14 protein-coding genes are annotated in these 14,559 nt (G+C 71.4%); 6 read left to right on the forward strand and 8 right to left on the reverse strand.

Translation table 11 applies throughout. The annotated features are described in order from the left end of the window. Window positions 1-91: 91 nt before the first annotated feature. Window positions 92-1,522: an amino acid permease gene (locus ACIHEI_RS04975; RefSeq protein ID WP_396605632.1), complete on the reverse strand. Its 1,431-nt coding sequence runs from the start codon at window positions 1,520-1,522 to the stop codon at window positions 92-94. Further along, window positions 1,519-2,295, reverse strand: a complete 777-nt coding sequence (locus tag ACIHEI_RS04980; RefSeq protein ID WP_396605633.1) for a gamma-glutamyl-gamma-aminobutyrate hydrolase family protein — start codon at window positions 2,293-2,295, stop codon at window positions 1,519-1,521. The genes ACIHEI_RS04975 and ACIHEI_RS04980 overlap by 4 nt, the downstream gene beginning before the upstream one ends. 57 nt (window positions 2,296-2,352) lie before the next feature. On the opposite strand from ACIHEI_RS04980, the gene ACIHEI_RS04985 reads away from it, so the two are divergent. Then, window positions 2,353-3,087 carry a FadR/GntR family transcriptional regulator gene (locus ACIHEI_RS04985; protein WP_387859079.1) on the forward strand — a complete coding sequence of 245 codons (735 nt, stop codon included), beginning with the start codon at window positions 2,353-2,355 and terminating at the stop codon, window positions 3,085-3,087. 66 nt (window positions 3,088-3,153) lie between these two features. Beyond that, entirely contained in the window at window positions 3,154-3,486 is a 333-nt protein-coding gene (locus tag ACIHEI_RS04990) for a response regulator transcription factor (protein ID WP_396605634.1), read from the forward strand. A gap of 64 nt (window positions 3,487-3,550) precedes the next feature. Here ACIHEI_RS04990 and ACIHEI_RS04995 read toward each other — a convergent pair whose 3' ends face one another. The 3 genes from ACIHEI_RS04995 to ACIHEI_RS05005 all read right to left on the reverse strand — a co-directional run bounded on the left by ACIHEI_RS04995 (window position 3,551) and on the right by ACIHEI_RS05005 (window position 5,799). Further along, window positions 3,551-3,943: a hypothetical protein gene (locus ACIHEI_RS04995; RefSeq protein WP_387859077.1), complete on the reverse strand. Its 393-nt coding sequence runs from the start codon at window positions 3,941-3,943 to the stop codon at window positions 3,551-3,553. Next, window positions 3,940-4,230, reverse strand: a complete 291-nt coding sequence (locus tag ACIHEI_RS05000) for a hypothetical protein (protein WP_396605635.1) — start codon at window positions 4,228-4,230, stop codon at window positions 3,940-3,942. Before ACIHEI_RS05000 ends, ACIHEI_RS04995 begins: the two co-directional genes overlap by 4 nt. Window positions 4,231-4,545: 315 nt before the next feature. Beyond that, the gene (locus ACIHEI_RS05005; RefSeq protein ID WP_396605636.1) at window positions 4,546-5,799 is read right to left on the reverse strand and encodes a sialidase family protein; all 1,254 of its coding nucleotides are present in this window, start codon (window positions 5,797-5,799) and stop codon (window positions 4,546-4,548) included. Between the two features lie 566 nt (window positions 5,800-6,365). On the opposite strand from ACIHEI_RS05005, the gene ACIHEI_RS05010 reads away from it, so the two are divergent. From ACIHEI_RS05010 to ACIHEI_RS05025, 4 genes are all read left to right on the forward strand, one after another. Then, window positions 6,366-8,162 carry a zinc-ribbon domain-containing protein gene (locus tag ACIHEI_RS05010; protein WP_396605637.1) on the forward strand — a complete coding sequence of 599 codons (1,797 nt, stop codon included), beginning with the start codon at window positions 6,366-6,368 and terminating at the stop codon, window positions 8,160-8,162. Between the two features lie 115 nt (window positions 8,163-8,277). Beyond that, entirely contained in the window at window positions 8,278-8,850 is a 573-nt protein-coding gene (locus ACIHEI_RS05015) for a MarR family winged helix-turn-helix transcriptional regulator (protein ID WP_396605638.1), read from the forward strand. Window positions 8,851-9,072: 222 nt separating this feature from the next. After that, the gene (locus tag ACIHEI_RS05020) at window positions 9,073-9,936 is read left to right on the forward strand and encodes an SDR family oxidoreductase (protein WP_396605639.1); all 864 of its coding nucleotides are present in this window, start codon (window positions 9,073-9,075) and stop codon (window positions 9,934-9,936) included. Window positions 9,937-10,032: 96 nt separating this feature from the next. Beyond that, window positions 10,033-10,728, forward strand: coding sequence for a type 1 glutamine amidotransferase domain-containing protein (locus ACIHEI_RS05025; protein ID WP_396605640.1), 696 nt, complete (start codon window positions 10,033-10,035; stop codon window positions 10,726-10,728). A gap of 16 nt (window positions 10,729-10,744) precedes the next feature. Here the strand turns inward: ACIHEI_RS05025 and ACIHEI_RS05030 are convergent, their stop codons facing one another. The 3 genes from ACIHEI_RS05030 to ACIHEI_RS05040 form a co-directional block, all read right to left on the reverse strand. Next, window positions 10,745-11,470 carry a gamma-glutamyl-gamma-aminobutyrate hydrolase family protein gene (locus ACIHEI_RS05030; protein WP_396605641.1) on the reverse strand — a complete coding sequence of 242 codons (726 nt, stop codon included), beginning with the start codon at window positions 11,468-11,470 and terminating at the stop codon, window positions 10,745-10,747. Next, entirely contained in the window at window positions 11,467-12,948 is a 1,482-nt protein-coding gene (locus ACIHEI_RS05035) for an aldehyde dehydrogenase (protein ID WP_387859059.1), read from the reverse strand. The genes ACIHEI_RS05030 and ACIHEI_RS05035 overlap by 4 nt, the downstream gene beginning before the upstream one ends. A 61-nt stretch (window positions 12,949-13,009) precedes the next feature. Then, on the reverse strand, window positions 13,010-14,461 hold the full coding sequence (locus tag ACIHEI_RS05040; RefSeq protein WP_392950553.1) for an APC family permease: 1,452 nt from the start codon (window positions 14,459-14,461) through the stop codon (window positions 13,010-13,012). Window positions 14,462-14,559 lie beyond the last annotated feature (98 nt).

Here is a 14,559-nt window from a genome sequence, read left to right on the forward strand (position 1 = left end):
CGTCGCCGCGTCTTCGGAACACGCTGCCACCGGCCCGGCCGGTTCGCATCCGCACCGCCGGCCGGCCCCCCACCGGCCGCCGGTCAGGCCCTTACTTCAGGGAGGGTTCCTGCTTGCGCTGGAGCCAGTAGCCCGCGAGCGACACGACCACGGTGAGGGCCAGGGCCAGCAGGGCGTCCACCCGGGACTCGGCGAGGACGATCATCACCGCGTACAGGCCGAGCAGGGCGAGCAGGACGGCCCAGGTGAGGCCGGGGAACAGCCAGACGGCGGTGCCCTCGGCGGGGCGGCGGCCGTCGGCGCGGTCGTGGCGGCCGAGCACCAGGTGGGCGGCGGCGATGCCGATCCAGGTGACGTAGACGGTGTCGCCGGTGATGTCGACGAGTCGACTGAAGGCGTCCGTGGGGTGGACCACCTCGAGCACCAGGCAGGCCGCCGCGAGCGCGGAGGTGAACAGGATCGCGGTGTGCGGGGCGCCGCGGCGGGAGATCCGGGCGAACAGCGACGGCGCGTCCTTGTCGCGGGCCAGCGCGAACAGCATCCGGGAGCTCGCGTAGACCTGCGAGTTCATGGTGGAGAGCATCGCCGCGAACAGCACCACGTTCAGCACGGTGGACGCGCCCGGCATGCCGAGGTGGTCCAGGGTGGCGGCGAACGGGCTGTCGCCGACGGCGGCGCTGTTCCACGGGAGCAGCAGCACCACGACGGACAGCGAGCCGAGGTAGAACACGGTGACCCGCCACATGATGGTGCGGGTGCTCTTGCGGATCGCGGCGGCGGCGTCCTCGGCCTCACCGGCGGCGATCGTGACGATCTCGGTGCCGGAGAAGGAGAACATCGCGCCGGAGGTGGCGATGACGATCCCGCTGAAGCCCATCGGCAGGAACCCGCCCTGGCCGAGCAGGTTGTCGGTGCCGGGGGCGGGCGTGCCGGGCAGCAGGCCGGACACGGCGACCAGGCCGACGCCGATGAACAGGGCGATCACGGCGACCTTCACCCAGACCACCCAGAACTCCATCTCGCCGTAGGCGCGGACGGAGCCGAGGTTGACGGCGGTCACCACGACCAGCATCAGCACGGCGATCAGCCAGACCGGCATGGCGGGGATCCAGCCGTGCACGATCTTCCCGGCGGCGATCGACTCGATGCACATGCCGAGCGGCCAGCCGACCCAGTAGATCCAGCCGCTGGCGAAGCCGGCCCAGCGGCCGAACGCCAGGCGGCCGTACACCGCGAAGGCGCCGGTGTCGGGGCGGGTCACCGACATCTCGGCGAGCATCCGCATCACCACGATGACGATGCCGGCGGTCAGCGCGTAGGAGATCAGCACGCCCGGGCCGGCCTGCTGGATGCTCACGCCGGAGCCGACGAACAGCCCGGCGCCGACCGCGCCGCCGATGCTGATCATGGTCATGTGGCGGCTGAGCAGGCTCCGCGACAGCTGCGCCCCGCCGGCCGCGACGGCCGTGTCGTGGGCGTCCTCGAGGAGCTGCGCCTCGGTGTTCTCTCTTACCTCGCTCACGACCGCAGCTCCACTCCGTGCCGGGCCTCCACCTGGTTCAGCAGCGCGCGGAACAGCGGCAGCCGCAGCTCCTCCACGGGCTCCAGCGCCTCCGGGTGCCACTGGACGCCGACCGTCCAGGCCGCGTCCGCGTCGCCGGTCAGCTCGACGGCCTCCACGCAGCCGTCGTCGGCCCGGGCCGAGACCGTCAGGCCCTCGCCGACCCGGTCCACCGCCTGGTGGTGCCCGGACGCGATGTCGATCCGGTCGCGGCCGAACGCCTCGGCGACCGCGCTGCCCGCCTCCAGCGAGACCTCGTGGGTGGCCCACTCGACCCCGGCCTGCGGGTTGTGCGTGACGTCGGTCGGCGCCATGTCCACGTGCAGGGTGCCGCCGCGGACGATGTTGAGCAGCTGCATGCCGCGGCAGATGCCGAGCATCGGGCGGCCGTTGTCGAGCGCGTACCGCAGCACGGCCTCGTCCAGCCGGTCCTGCACGGGGTTGACGTCGTACAGCGCCGGGTGGTTCGCGTCCTCGCCGTACAGCGCCGGGTCGACGTCCCCGCCGCCGGGCACCACGAAGCCGGCGCACTCGGCCAGTTCGGCGCCCGACGGGTTGCCCTCGGCGTCCGGCTGGAGCAGGACCGGGCGCGCGCCGGCGGCCCGGATCAGGTCCACGACCTGCTCGAAGATCGCGTTGGCCTCGCCGATGCGCACGTCGGCGCCAGGAGCGTCGCCGTCGCTGAGACGGACGGGTATCCCGATGAGGGGTTCCGGGTGATCGGTGACGCTCATAAGCTCTCCATGAACAGCAGCTTGCGGATGAGATCCGAAATCTAGAAGATAGATTTCATGGATGGCAAGGGGTGGACCCAACACATCGAGCCGGTGCGTGCCGCAGGGGCGGCCGAGGCCATCGCGCGACGGCTCGGCGAGCTGATCGGCGCACGCATCCTGGTCGGCGGTGACCGCCTACCACCCGAGAAGACCCTGGCCGAACTGTTCGGCGTCGCCGTGATGACCGTCCGGCACTCGATGGCGGTCCTCCGCGAGGACGGCCTGATCGAAACCCGCCGCGGCCGCGGCGCCGGCACCTTCGTCGTCCCCGACATCCTCACCCGGATCGGCGAACTGACCGCCCTCCACCCCTACACCCGCGCCGACATCGAAGAACTGACGGCCTGGCGGATCGCCATCTCCGGCGAAGCCTCCGCCCGCGCCGCACTACGCGCCTCCGACGCCGGCCTGGCCCGGATGCGCGAACTCGAGGACGCCGCCGACGCCGTCGTCGCCGACTCCGAGGCCTACCGCACCGCCGACGCCGGCCTGCACCTGTACATCGCCGAACTCTCCGGCTCCAGGCGCCTGCTGGAAGCCGAACAGGGCATCCAACACGAACTGACCCGCCTCCTCGCCGGCCACCCCGGCGGCACCGAGTCCCGCAGCACCCCCTCCCAACGCCACCGCGCCCTCGCCGCCGCCATCGAGGCCCGCGACCCGTCCCGCGCCCGCAAACAGTTCACCATCCACGCGGAGGCCACCGCGGACCTCTGTCTCCCCTTCGTCCAGGAACCGACCGAGTCCTGACCTCCCGCCGCGTTCAGGAGCCGGCCGAGCAGTGCCGGGCGGGCGTCCGGCATTTCCTGACGAGCTGTGGCACGAGTTCGCCCGCCACTACCTGGCCCGCGAAAAGCACACCACCACCGGCGACGCGTACCCGCGCGCACTCTCGCCGACCCCGCCGCACTCGGCGCCCGCCTGATCGGCCAGGTCCGCCGCCCCGCGCCCACCGCGCTCTCCGCCCGCGAACTGGAAATCCTCGGACTGATCGCCAAGGGCACCACCAACCGCGAGGCCGCCCGACAGCTCTTCATCAGCGAGGCCACCGTCAAGACGCACCTGCTCCACCTGTACGCCAAGCTCCACGCCACCGATCGCGCCTCCGCCGTGGCCGCAGGCTTCTCCCAGGGGTACCTGACGCCTTGACATGCCAACTCCCCCGACGGCGCCGGGGCGACCGTCGCCGGAGCCGGCACAGGAGCCGCAGCGCCTACGGCTCCAGCCGGGGATCGTCGATGTCGACGGTGACAACCCCGGGCGGGTAGAGCTCCGGGTCGGCCGTCAGGATCAGGTGCTGCTGCGGGCGCGCCGGGGTGGGCAGACTCGCGGCGATCGCGTGCGCCAGGCCCTGGCTCCCGTAGCCGTCACGGACCATCGTCGCCACCAGCACGGCGGTACTCGCGTCGAGCGGCTCGAACTCCAAGGAGGGCAACGCCAGGACCGCGCGAGCGGCACCCTCGTCCTTGATCTCGGCCTCGACCAGGCACAGCACCGGCACCACCAGATGCCGGAACGGGCTGTGCAGAGCGGCATCCACCACCCGGTGCAGGCGCGGGTGACCGGCGGCCAGCGCGGCCAGGGCGCTGGAATCCAGAATGATCACGCGCTGCGCCTCGGGGTGACCTTGGCACGGGCGTCCTCCGCGGCGATGCCATAGACCCGCTGCAGCAGGTCCGGCCCCTGGTCCAGCTCCGCGTCGGTCAGGGTCATCCCGAAGTGCTCCCGGAGTAGCCGGCGGCCCTCGGCCACGCGCTCGGCGATCTGCTCCACAGTGGGCTGCTGCTCCACCAGCAGCGCCACCTGGGCGCCGATCGTGGTACCGCGGGCCGCCGCGAGAGCGGCCAGCCGGTCACGCGTATCAGGGGAAACCTTGATCGTCGCATCAGCCATACCACGAGCGTACACCGCTGGTGTACCAGCGGTGTACCGCAAGGGATCGGCGTCCTAGGGTCTGTCCGGTCGATCTTGTCGGATCAGCGCGCGGCTCCCCCAGCCCTTGCGGGCTGGGAGGTGCCCCCATTTCGCGCCCGGCTGGGAGTGCCGGCGAACCGTCCTCGTACTGGGTGTACTTGGGCGGTTTGCCGGTGCTTCCGTGGGGGCACCTCCCAGCCCCCCTTGGGGCTGGGGGTGGGGGCACCTCCCAGCCGCCAGGCTGGGGGCGGATGATCCGGCGTCGGGCGCCCGGCAAGATCGGCCGGACAGACCCTAGAAGCCCAGCGGCGTGTACGTGGACATCGTCTGCGCGAACGCCTGCCCGTTGGCGGGTGCGGCGGCGACCGGGAAGGTGGTGACCACGCTGCCGTTGGCGGGTGCGATGCCGAGGTACTCGCCCAGCATGCGGCCCTGGTTGGTGTCGGGCATGCGGGTGAGGGGCATGGCGTCGGCGAGTGGGGTGGTGCGTTTCTTCCAGGAGCGGCCGCCGTCGGTGGAGGAGAGGTACTTGACGGAGACGGCGCCGTTCCAGAGGTCGTTGTAGACGATGGCGAAGCGGCCGGGGTTGAGCGGGTCGGCCGTGATCGACGGGGCGAACTGGTTGCTGGCGGCGCACAGGGCGGTGTCGGGGCAGGTGTCGATCTCGGTGACCGTCCAGTTCTGGCCGTCCGTCGAGGTGGCCTGGACGAGGTTGTTCCAGGCGCAGCCGGTCGCAGTGCGGCAGCCGTGCCAGACGGCGTTGATGCGGCCGGTGCTGTCGGTGTCGGCGGAGACCACGGAGACGTCGCGCAGGCCCGGGACGTCGTACTGGCTGCCGCTGCTGATCGGTACCGGGCTGGTCCAGGCGGTGCCGCCGCCGGTCATCGTGAAGGAGCTGACGCGGCCGGCCAGCCCGTACAGGACGACCAGGGTGCCGTCCGGGCGGACCACCGGGAAGCTTCCGTTGGCGGACGGTCGGGGGCCGTTGAGCGGCGTCCAACTCAGGCCGCCGTCAACGGACTTGGCGAGTTCGACCTGGTAGCCGGCGAGCTTGGTGACGGTCAGGTAGCAGGTGCCGTAGGAGGGGCTGGAGGCCCAGTTGTCGCAGGCGATCCACTCCTTGTCCCAGGCGCCGCCGTCGTTGCCGATCGCCCAGGTGGGGGCGGACCAGTGACCGCCGGCGTCGGTGGAGCGGTTGACCATGATGCCGCGGCCGTCGCCCCCGTCGAAGACCAGGCTGCCGACCATCCAGGTGTCGTGCCGGGCGCTGTACGCCACCACCGGGTCGCTGGCGCGTTCGTGGGTGCCGCCGGCGGCGACGGTGAGGCCGGGCAGGGCGCTGGACGTCCAGTTGAGTCCGCCGTCGCGGGAGGCGGCGAAGCCGGTGTTGGTCGAGCCGCCGCTGTAGCCCCGGCCGACCTGGTAGGCGCTGACGACGGTGCCGCCCCAGCCGAAGCTGTCCGCCTCGACGGCGGCCGAGGCTGGGTGTCGGCGTTGCTGTAGGGGTCCGTGCCGACGGTGTAGAGGCCGGCGGTGAAGGTGCGGCACCCCAGGGACGTCTCGGCTGCCCGGCGCGGTGCGCCGCCGTAGACGTTGACAGCGGCAAGGCAGATGGTCTGCGGGCCCGCCGGGGCGGCCGGCAGCGTCTGCGAGAAGCCGTGGGCGCCGACGTCGGGGCGGTAGGTGCTGGCGGTGAACGTCTGAACCAGCGTGCCGTTGCGGCGAACCCTGACCTGCACCGGTCCGGCCGTGTCGGGGTCGGCGGCCCAACCCGCCACCACGACGCCACCGTTGGCGCCGTACATCGCGTCGAGCCAGCCCTCGGCGGCCCGGTCGGGCTCCGGCGGGTCCGGCTGCTCGAAGCAGATCGGCGGCGGATCGGGCTGGTCGCAGAACGGCGACGCCTGCGCGCGGCCCGGTGCGACGAGAACGGATGCGACGGCGGCGACGCCGGTCAGCAGCAGAGCCACCGACCGGCCCGCGGCCAGGAATCGTCTGGACAACTTGACCCCCCGGGTTTCCAGTTGCGGTACCCCAGAGAGTGGCAAGCGCGAGTAAATGCTCCGTCAACACCGAATAGGCGTCCGGAACCGCCTCTGTGGGAAGATCCGCAGGTGAGTGCCATATCGACGCCCAGTAAGCCGGTCCAGCTGTGCGCGGCCCCCGGCTGTTCGCAGCCCACCGCGTACCGCACCCGCTCCCGCGACGCCTGGTGCGACGACCACATCACCGAAATCCTGCGCACCGGCGGCCTGGAGCCGCTCGAGCCCTTCGCGAAGCCGACGGCCTGGCGGCTGACCAGGTGCCTCAACTGCGGCTGCGAGGCGCACTACCGCCTCGAGTACACGCTGGAGAAGAACAAGGAGGGCGAGGCCACCTGCCGGGCCTGCTACTGGCGGCAGTGGGCGCTGGACGTCCGCCGCAACCAGGGCCCGTACGCCGACCTGACGCCCGTTCCGGTCGAGCAGGCGCGCGCCCACGCCGAGCAGCACGGCTACGAGCACCTGGCCGCGCTGACCGAACCGTCGCTGGAGGGCGACCCGCACCACGTCCGCTGCCGGTACTGCGGGCGGCAGGCCGCCGAGCGGATGGGCGACATCGCGTTCGGCTGCCGGTGCGGGACCAACCCGAGCCGGGCCCGGCAGACTTCGAACGCGCCGGGCGAGAAGAAGCGGGACCTGCTCAAGGACTCGGGGCTGCCCGTGCTCGACTGGTGGGACCACGAGGCCAATGACGCCGCGCAGTGGGAGACCGTCACCGTCACCGCCGTACGCGAGGTGGCCTGGCACTGTCCCGACTGCGACCTGCGGTTCCGGGCCCGGGTCAGCGACATGCTGCACAGCCGGCGGTGCCCGGCATGCGAGCCGAAGCGCCGGGCCGAACGGGACGCCGAGCTGGCCCGGCTGAAGGTGACACCGGTCGCCGACATACCCGAGCTCCTCGAAGCGTGGGCCGACGAGGAGGACCCGCGCACGGTGTACGTCGCCGGCGACCACTGGCTGCGCCGCTTCCGCTGCCCGCAGGGCCACCACCCACGAGTGACCCCGCTGCGGTACCTGGAGTCGGGCTGCCCGTCCTGCCGGAGCCTGAAGACCGCCGCCGCCCGCAAGCAGGCCGAGGCCCTCGCGGCGGCCCCGTTCCGGCTGAGCCCGGAGCTCGCCGGCCAGTGGCACCCGACCCGCAACGGCCGCACCAGCCTGGCCAAGATCTCGCCCAAGTCGCGCCGCACCGTCTGGTGGCAGGACCCGGTCTGCGGCCACGAGTGGCAGGACACGCCCGAGCAGCGCGAAAAGGGACATCGACTGCGCTGCCCCGAGTGCCGCACCATCCTCGACTCGCTGGCCTTCCACTTCCCGGACCTCGCCGCCGAGTGGTCCCCCGCCAACCCGCTCTCCGCCTGGCAGGTCCGCCCGACCGCGCAGACCGTGTTCGTCCCCGTCTGGACCTGCCCCGGCGGGCACACCTGGCAGGCGCCGCTCGCCTCCCGCACCAACGGCAGCGGCTGCCCGGAGTGCCGCGAGCACGGCAAGTCGCAGGTGGAGCTGAGCCACCACGCGGCCGCGGAGCGGGCGTTCGGCGCGGCCGCCTCCGGCCGGACGGTGCGCCACCCCGCGTTCGTCCGCCGTGCCCTGTGGTCCGTCGACATCACGGTCGACCTCCCCGACGGCCGCACCCTCGCCATCGAGTACGACGGCGCCTACTGGCACGCCGACAAGACCGCCCTCGACACCGAAAAGTCCCGCGACCTGCTCGCCGCCGGCCACCTGGTCGCCCGTCTCCGCGAACACCCGCTCCCACCGCTGCCGGTCGACCACCCGGGCTACGCCGAGTTCACCGTCCACTCGAGTGCCCCGCGCCCGGACGAGGTCATCGAGCGGGTGAAGAACTGGGCTGCTAACGCGGGGAGTTGAGACCTCCTAGAGCGGACGGGGCCGGGCCGCATTCCGCGCGCCCGTACAATGCGACACCGAACTGCCGCGGGTCGGCCCGCGGCTTGCGACGACGAAACGGACGGAGGGAGCACCCGTGCCCAGCCAACGGTCCATCAACGAGGCGGAGCGGCTCGTCGGGGCGAAGCTCGGCGGCATCCCCGTCCGGGCGGAGCGGATGGCGGCGGTGGCCAACATCTACCGGGCCGCGTCCGCGGTGCGGCAGCACCTGGAGAACTCGGTGCTGCGCGGCTCGGACCTGACCTGGACCGCGTTCGTGGTGCTCTGGGTGGTGTGGGTGTGGGGCGAGTCCGAGACGCGGCGGGTGGCCGAGGAAGCGGGCATCTCCAAGGGCACGCTGACGGGGGTGTCCCGCACCCTGGAGTCGCGCGGCCTGCTGCGGCGCGTCGACCACCCCACCGACGGCAGGCTGGTGCTGCTCGCGCTCACCGCGGAGGGCGAGGAGTTCATGCGCGAGGTGTTCCCGGCGTTCAACGAGGAAGAGTCCTTCGTCACCGCGCAGTTGAGCGACGAGGAGTGCCACAGCCTGGCCAACGGGCTGCGCCGGGTGGTGCTCCAGGTCGAGGAGCACGGCGAGGACCGGCGCCGGTCGCTGCTGAACGGCGAGGAGCCGGCCCCGCGCCGCAGCGGCCGGCGTCCTCGCGGCTAGTGTCCGGTGTCCTCGCACTGTCGAAGGACTCGCAGTTCGGTGCGCCCACCGCTATGGGCTCGTGAGCATCGTTCTCCCGCGGGCCATTGGAACCCGATCGGCCCACTTGGGTTTGCCGGCCCCGGCAGAATGGGTCGATCATAATCGTGCAAACTCGGGCCAGAACGCTTCGCTTTCCCCGAGAGGGGCGGAGCCGATCACGCGCGAGAGGGAGTATTCGTCATGGCGAATACAGCACTCAGGAAAGTCCTTGTCACGGGGGCCGGCACCGGTTTCGGGTTGGAAGCCGCCATGCGCCTGGCCGAGAAAGGGTTCGACGTGATCGCCGGGGTGGAGATCTACGCCCAGGTGCAGACACTGAAATGGCAGGCGGTCGAGCGCGGGGTGGAGCTTCAGGTGGAGAAGCTCGACGTCACGAACGACGGTGACCGCCGCAAGGCCCTCAAGTGGGGTGTGGAAGTCCTCGTCAACAACGCCGGCGTCGGCGAAGGCGGCTCCACGGTCGACATCCCCGAATCGAACATTCGTCACCAGTTCGAAGTCAATGTCACCGGGCCCCTTCTCCTCACCCAGGGGATCGCCAAGCAGATGGTCAAGCGCGGGGCGGGCCGCATCGTCTGGGTTTCTTCGAGGGAAGGCCTGAACGTCAACCCGTTCACCGGCATCTACTCCGCCTCCAAGCACGCAGTCGAGGCGATCGCCGAGACCATGGCCTACGAGCTGCAGGAACACAATGTCGAAGTCGCCACGGTCAATCCCGGGCCTTTCTTGACCGGCTTCAACGACCGCATGTTCCAGACCTGGGAGAGCTGGGAGGACGACCCGTCGCAGCGACTTTTCGACTACTCCGAGCTGTCCTTCCCTCGCGCGCAGTTCGACCCGGAAGCGGTCTGTGCGACGTTGACGGCTGTCGCTGCCGGCGAGGTCGACAGTTACCGGAATCTGGAGCCGAAGTCGATGCTTGAAGAGACCAGGCAGCTTCAGGAGGTTCCGTGGAATCGCAAGACCACGGACGGCCTCGGGACCCGGCACCCGTCCATCCAGCATTCCTACGAGATGCGACCGGAAACTCCTTTCACCCAGTGACCCCGATTCCCGGCCGGCCGTAAGCAGTCCTGCGGGATCGCGGCCTGAACCGATTTCCCGGTATCAGATTCCTCCAACATTCAAAGGTGTTCTCCCATGGCCAGAATTCTTTTCGTGATGACCGGAGCAAGCTACTGGACGCTCAAGAACGGCCACCGGCATCCGACCGGGTACTGGGCCGAGGAGTTCACGAGTCCGTACAGCGTGTTCACCGGGGCCGGCCACGAGGTCACCGTCGCCACCCCGGGCGGTGCCGTACCCGTCTGCGACACGATGAGCCTGCGGCCCCGCTTCACCGGGGGAGAAGAGGCATCCGTCGAGCAGGAAGGCATCATCGAGGAGGCCGAGCAGCTCCGCCACGCCGTCCCGATCAAGGACGTGGACCTCCGTGACTACGACGCGGTCTACTACCCGGGCGGCCACGGCCCCATGGAGGACCTGTGGCGCGATGCCGATTCCGGGCTGCTGCTGAGGAGGGCCCTCGCGTCCGGCAAGCCGCTCGGCCTCGTCTGCCATGCCCCGGCGGCGCTGCTCGCCACCCGGGACGAGAAGGGTGACACGCCGTTCGCCGACTACCGCGTCACCGGCTTCACGAACGACGAGGAGGCGGGCGTCGGGTTCGCCGACAAGGCCGAGTGGCTCATGGAGGACGAGGTCAGAAAGCTTCCCACGGACTACTCCCGCGGCCCGATGTGGGAGTCGTACACGGTGGTCGACCGCAACCTGTACACCGGACAGAATCCGGCGTCCTCCGGCCCGCTGGCCACGCTCATGCTCAAGAACCTCTCGTAGGGCGGGACCACTCGCGTCACCGGGACCCCGCCGCCTCCCGCACCAGCGCATCGAAGATCGACTGCTGGATCAGGTCTTGGTGCGCGGTGTCCTCCGGGTGCCACTGCACGGCCACCAACCAGCCGTCGTGGTCGGCGAGTTCGAGCGCCTCGACGGTTCCGTCGGCGGCCCGGGCGGAGACGGTCAGGCCCTCCCCCGGCTTGTCCACGTGCTGGTGGTGGTAGCAGGACGCCTCCACGACGTCCGCGCCGGTGGTCGAAAGAAGCGCGGTGTCGGGCGTGAGCGCGACGGGGTGGCGCAGGTGGCGGTGTTCGTGGTCGGGGCCGCCCATGTCCTGGTGCAGGGTGCCGCCGAGCGCGGTATTGACCACCTGGAGTCCGCGGCAGATCGCCAGCACCGGCAGCCTCAAGTCGATGGCGGCCCGGGCGAGTTCGAGGTCGAAGGCGTCCTGTTCGTCGTCCACGTCGTACACGGCCTCGTGCACGTCGGCGCAGCCGTAGCGGTGCGGCGCGAGGTCCCCGCCGCCGGGCAGCAGCAGCCCGTCGAAGCGCTCGAGCCGCTCCCGCACCTCGGCGGGGTCGGCGATGCCGCCGGGCGCGTGCGGGTGCAGGGTGGCGGGTTCGCCGCCGGCCCGCCAGACGGCCTCGATCAGGGCGCGGGCGTTGACCTCGGCGGCGTACCGCAGCGCGGAGGTGGACGCGGCGAAGCGGGCGGGTATCGCGATCAGCGGGCGGTGGCTCACAACTGGATCCAGGTGGTCTTGAGTTCGGTGTACTTCTCCAGCGCGTGCGCGGACTTGTCGCGCCCGTTGCCGGACTGCTTCATGCCGCCGAAGGGCACGGTGAGGTCGCCCTCCTCGTAGCAGTTGACCCAGACGGTGCCGGCCTTGAGGCTGCGGGAGACCAGGTGGGCGGTGGACAGGTCGGAGGTCCACAGGCCGGCCGCGAGGCCGTACTCGGTGGCGTTGGCGAGGGCGACGGCCTCGTCGAGGTCGTCGAAGGCGAGGACGGAGAGGACGGGGCCGAAGACCTCCTCGCGGGCGAGGCGGCTGCCGGGGGCGACCTGGTCGAAGACGGTCGGCTCCAGGTACGAGCCGCCGGAGGAGGCCAGGGTGCGGGCGCCGCCCGCACGGAGCCGGGCGCCGTCCGCGAGCGCGGTGCCGACGTGGTCGAGCACCCGGCCGAGGTGGCTCTCGCCGACCAGGGCGCCCATCTCGGTGGCGGGGTCGAGCGGGTCGCCGACCCGCAGCGCGCGGGCGCGGGCCACCACGGCCTCGGTGACCTGTTCGGCGATCGAGCGGTGCACCAGCAGCCGGGAGGGCGCGGTGCACATCTCGCCCTGGTTGAAGAAGATGCCCCAGGCGGCGGTGGCGGCGGCCCGGTCGAGGTCGGGGGCGTCGGGGAGGATGATGTTGGGCGACTTGCCGCCGAGTTCCAGCCAGACCCGCTTGAGGTTGGAGTCGGCGGAGTAGTGCAGGAATTGGCGGCCGACGGCGGTGGAGCCGGTGAAGGCGAGCACGTCGACGTCCGCGTGCAGGCCGAGGGCCCGGCCGGCCACCGGGCCGTTGCCGGCGACGATGTTGAGCACGCCCGGCGGCAGTCCGGCCTCCAGGCCGATCCGGCCGAGCAGCAGCGCGGACAGCGGCGAGTTCTCGGAGGGCTTGAGCACCACGGTGCAGCCGGCGGCCAGGGCGGGGGCGATCTTCCAACCGGCCAGCGTGAGCGGGAAGTTCCAGGGGACGACGGCGCCGACCACACCGGCGGGCTCGCGGGTGACGAGCGCCAGGGCGTCGGACGCGGTGTGCGGGGCCTCGTCGGTGAGCTTGTCGGCGAGTCCGCCGTACCAGCGGAAGGTGTTGATGGCGGCGCGCAGTTCGATGTCGTGCGCGTCGGTGACGGGCTTGCCCATCTCCAGGCTGACGGTGAGCGCGAGTTCGACCCGGTGCTGTTCCAGCAGGTCGGCGAAGCGCAGCAGCACCCGTCCGCGCTCGGTCGGGGAGAGCCGGGGCCAGGGGCCGCGGTCGAAGGCCCGGCGGGCGGCGGCGACGGCCGCGTCCACCTCGGCCTCACCGGCGTCGGCGACCTGGGCGAGCACCCGGCCGTCGCGGGGCGACACCACGGCGAACGTCCCGCCGCCGCCGGCCTCGTCGGCGCCGTCGATCAGGTGCGTGGTGACGGGGCGCAGTGCCTCGGCCCGGCGCAGCCAGTCCTCGTGGGTCATGCGGTCCTCCAGGAGCGGGGGCGCGCACCCGACAACTGCCGGGTGCGCGCCGCAGGTTGAATCAGGTGAGTGAACGCCGTTGCCGGATCCGCTGGTTGACCACCCCGGCCGCGAGTACGACGGGCACCGACAGCACCAGCCAGAGGGCGGTGCTCAGTTGGCCGCCGATCAGGGTGGTGAAGTTGGCGAGGATCAGCCAGATGGCGCCGGCGATGCCGAGTGCGCCCAGCACGGGGGCGATCAGGGTGTTCCACAGCCGGGTGTCGACCTGCTTGCGGCGGAAGAACACCACCACGGAGACCGAGGTCAGCAGGTAGAGCAGCATCATGGCGAGGACGGCGAGGCCGCTGAACCAGGAGAACAGGGTGAGCACCGGGTCCTGCCCGGCGATCGCGAACGGCACCACCAGCAGCGCGGCGATGGCGGTCTGCACCCGGCCGGCGATGGCGGGGGCGTGCTTTCCGTTCAACCGGCAGAGTGCGGCGGGGAGTTGGCCGTCGCGGCCGAGGCAGAACAGGTAGCGGCTGGCGGAGTTGTGGAAGGTGAGGACGCCGGCGAACAGCGAGGTGGCGAGCAGCACCGGCAGCACGCCGTTCACCCAGCCGCCGAACAGGTCGGCGATGGGCGCGAACACGAACCCGGCGGAGTCGCCGGCGGCGAGCGCCTGGTTGGCGGCCTCGGGGGCCTTGGAGGCGCCGTGCGCGGAGATCAGCGACCAGGAGGTGAGAGCGAAGAATCCGGTGACCACCAGCACCGAGAGGTAGGTGGCGCGCGGCACGGTCTTCTTGGGCTCGCGGGCCTCCTCGCCGTAGATGGCGGTGGCCTCGAAGCCGAACATGGACGCCAGGGCGAACATCACGGCGATGCCGGGCGCGCCCTGGAGAGCAGCCGACGGGGAGAAGCTCTCGGCCAGTCCGAGCCCTTCGGGGCCGCCGCCCTTGAACAGCGTGACCAGGCTGAACACCAGCAGGATGCTGAACTCGGCGAGCACGAACGCGGCGAGCACCTTGGCGCCCATCTCGATGCCCGCGGCGCCGAGTGCCTGCACCACGGCCATGGTGACCAGGGTGTAGACCCACCAGGGCAGGTCGACCGAGGTGTGGTCGGCGACCAGCGAGCTGACGATGGAGCCGTACAGACCGTACATGCCGGCCTGGATGACGCAGTAGGAGAACAGCGCGACACTCGCGCCGCCCGCGCCGGCGGTCCGGCCGAGGCCGGTGCCGATATAGGTGTAGAAGGCGCCGGCGTCCACGACGTGCCGCCCCATCGCGATGAAGCCGACGGAGAACAGCAGGACCACGGCGCCGGCCACCACGTAGGCGGCGGGGGTGCCGGAGCCGTTGCCGATGGCGACGGAGATCGGGGCGGCGCCGGCGATGCCGGTCAGCGGCGCCTGGCCGGACAGGACGAAGAAGAGGATGCCCAGGACGCCCAGGGCGTTGGGCTTGAGGGTGGCACTGGTGGGGGCGTGCCGCACGGTCCGTTCACGGGAAGCCGTCTGACTGTCCACACGGATCACCTGCCAGATCGAAGTGGGGGGAATCGTTTCAGGTCAAACGAGTTGCCTCATCGTGGAGGCAGGCGATCCGTTTGGCAAGGGTTTCGCAC

Origin of the sequence: Kitasatospora sp. NPDC051984 (assembly GCF_044593455.1) — a bacterium.
Classification (GTDB): Bacteria; Actinomycetota; Actinomycetes; order Streptomycetales; family Streptomycetaceae; genus Kitasatospora.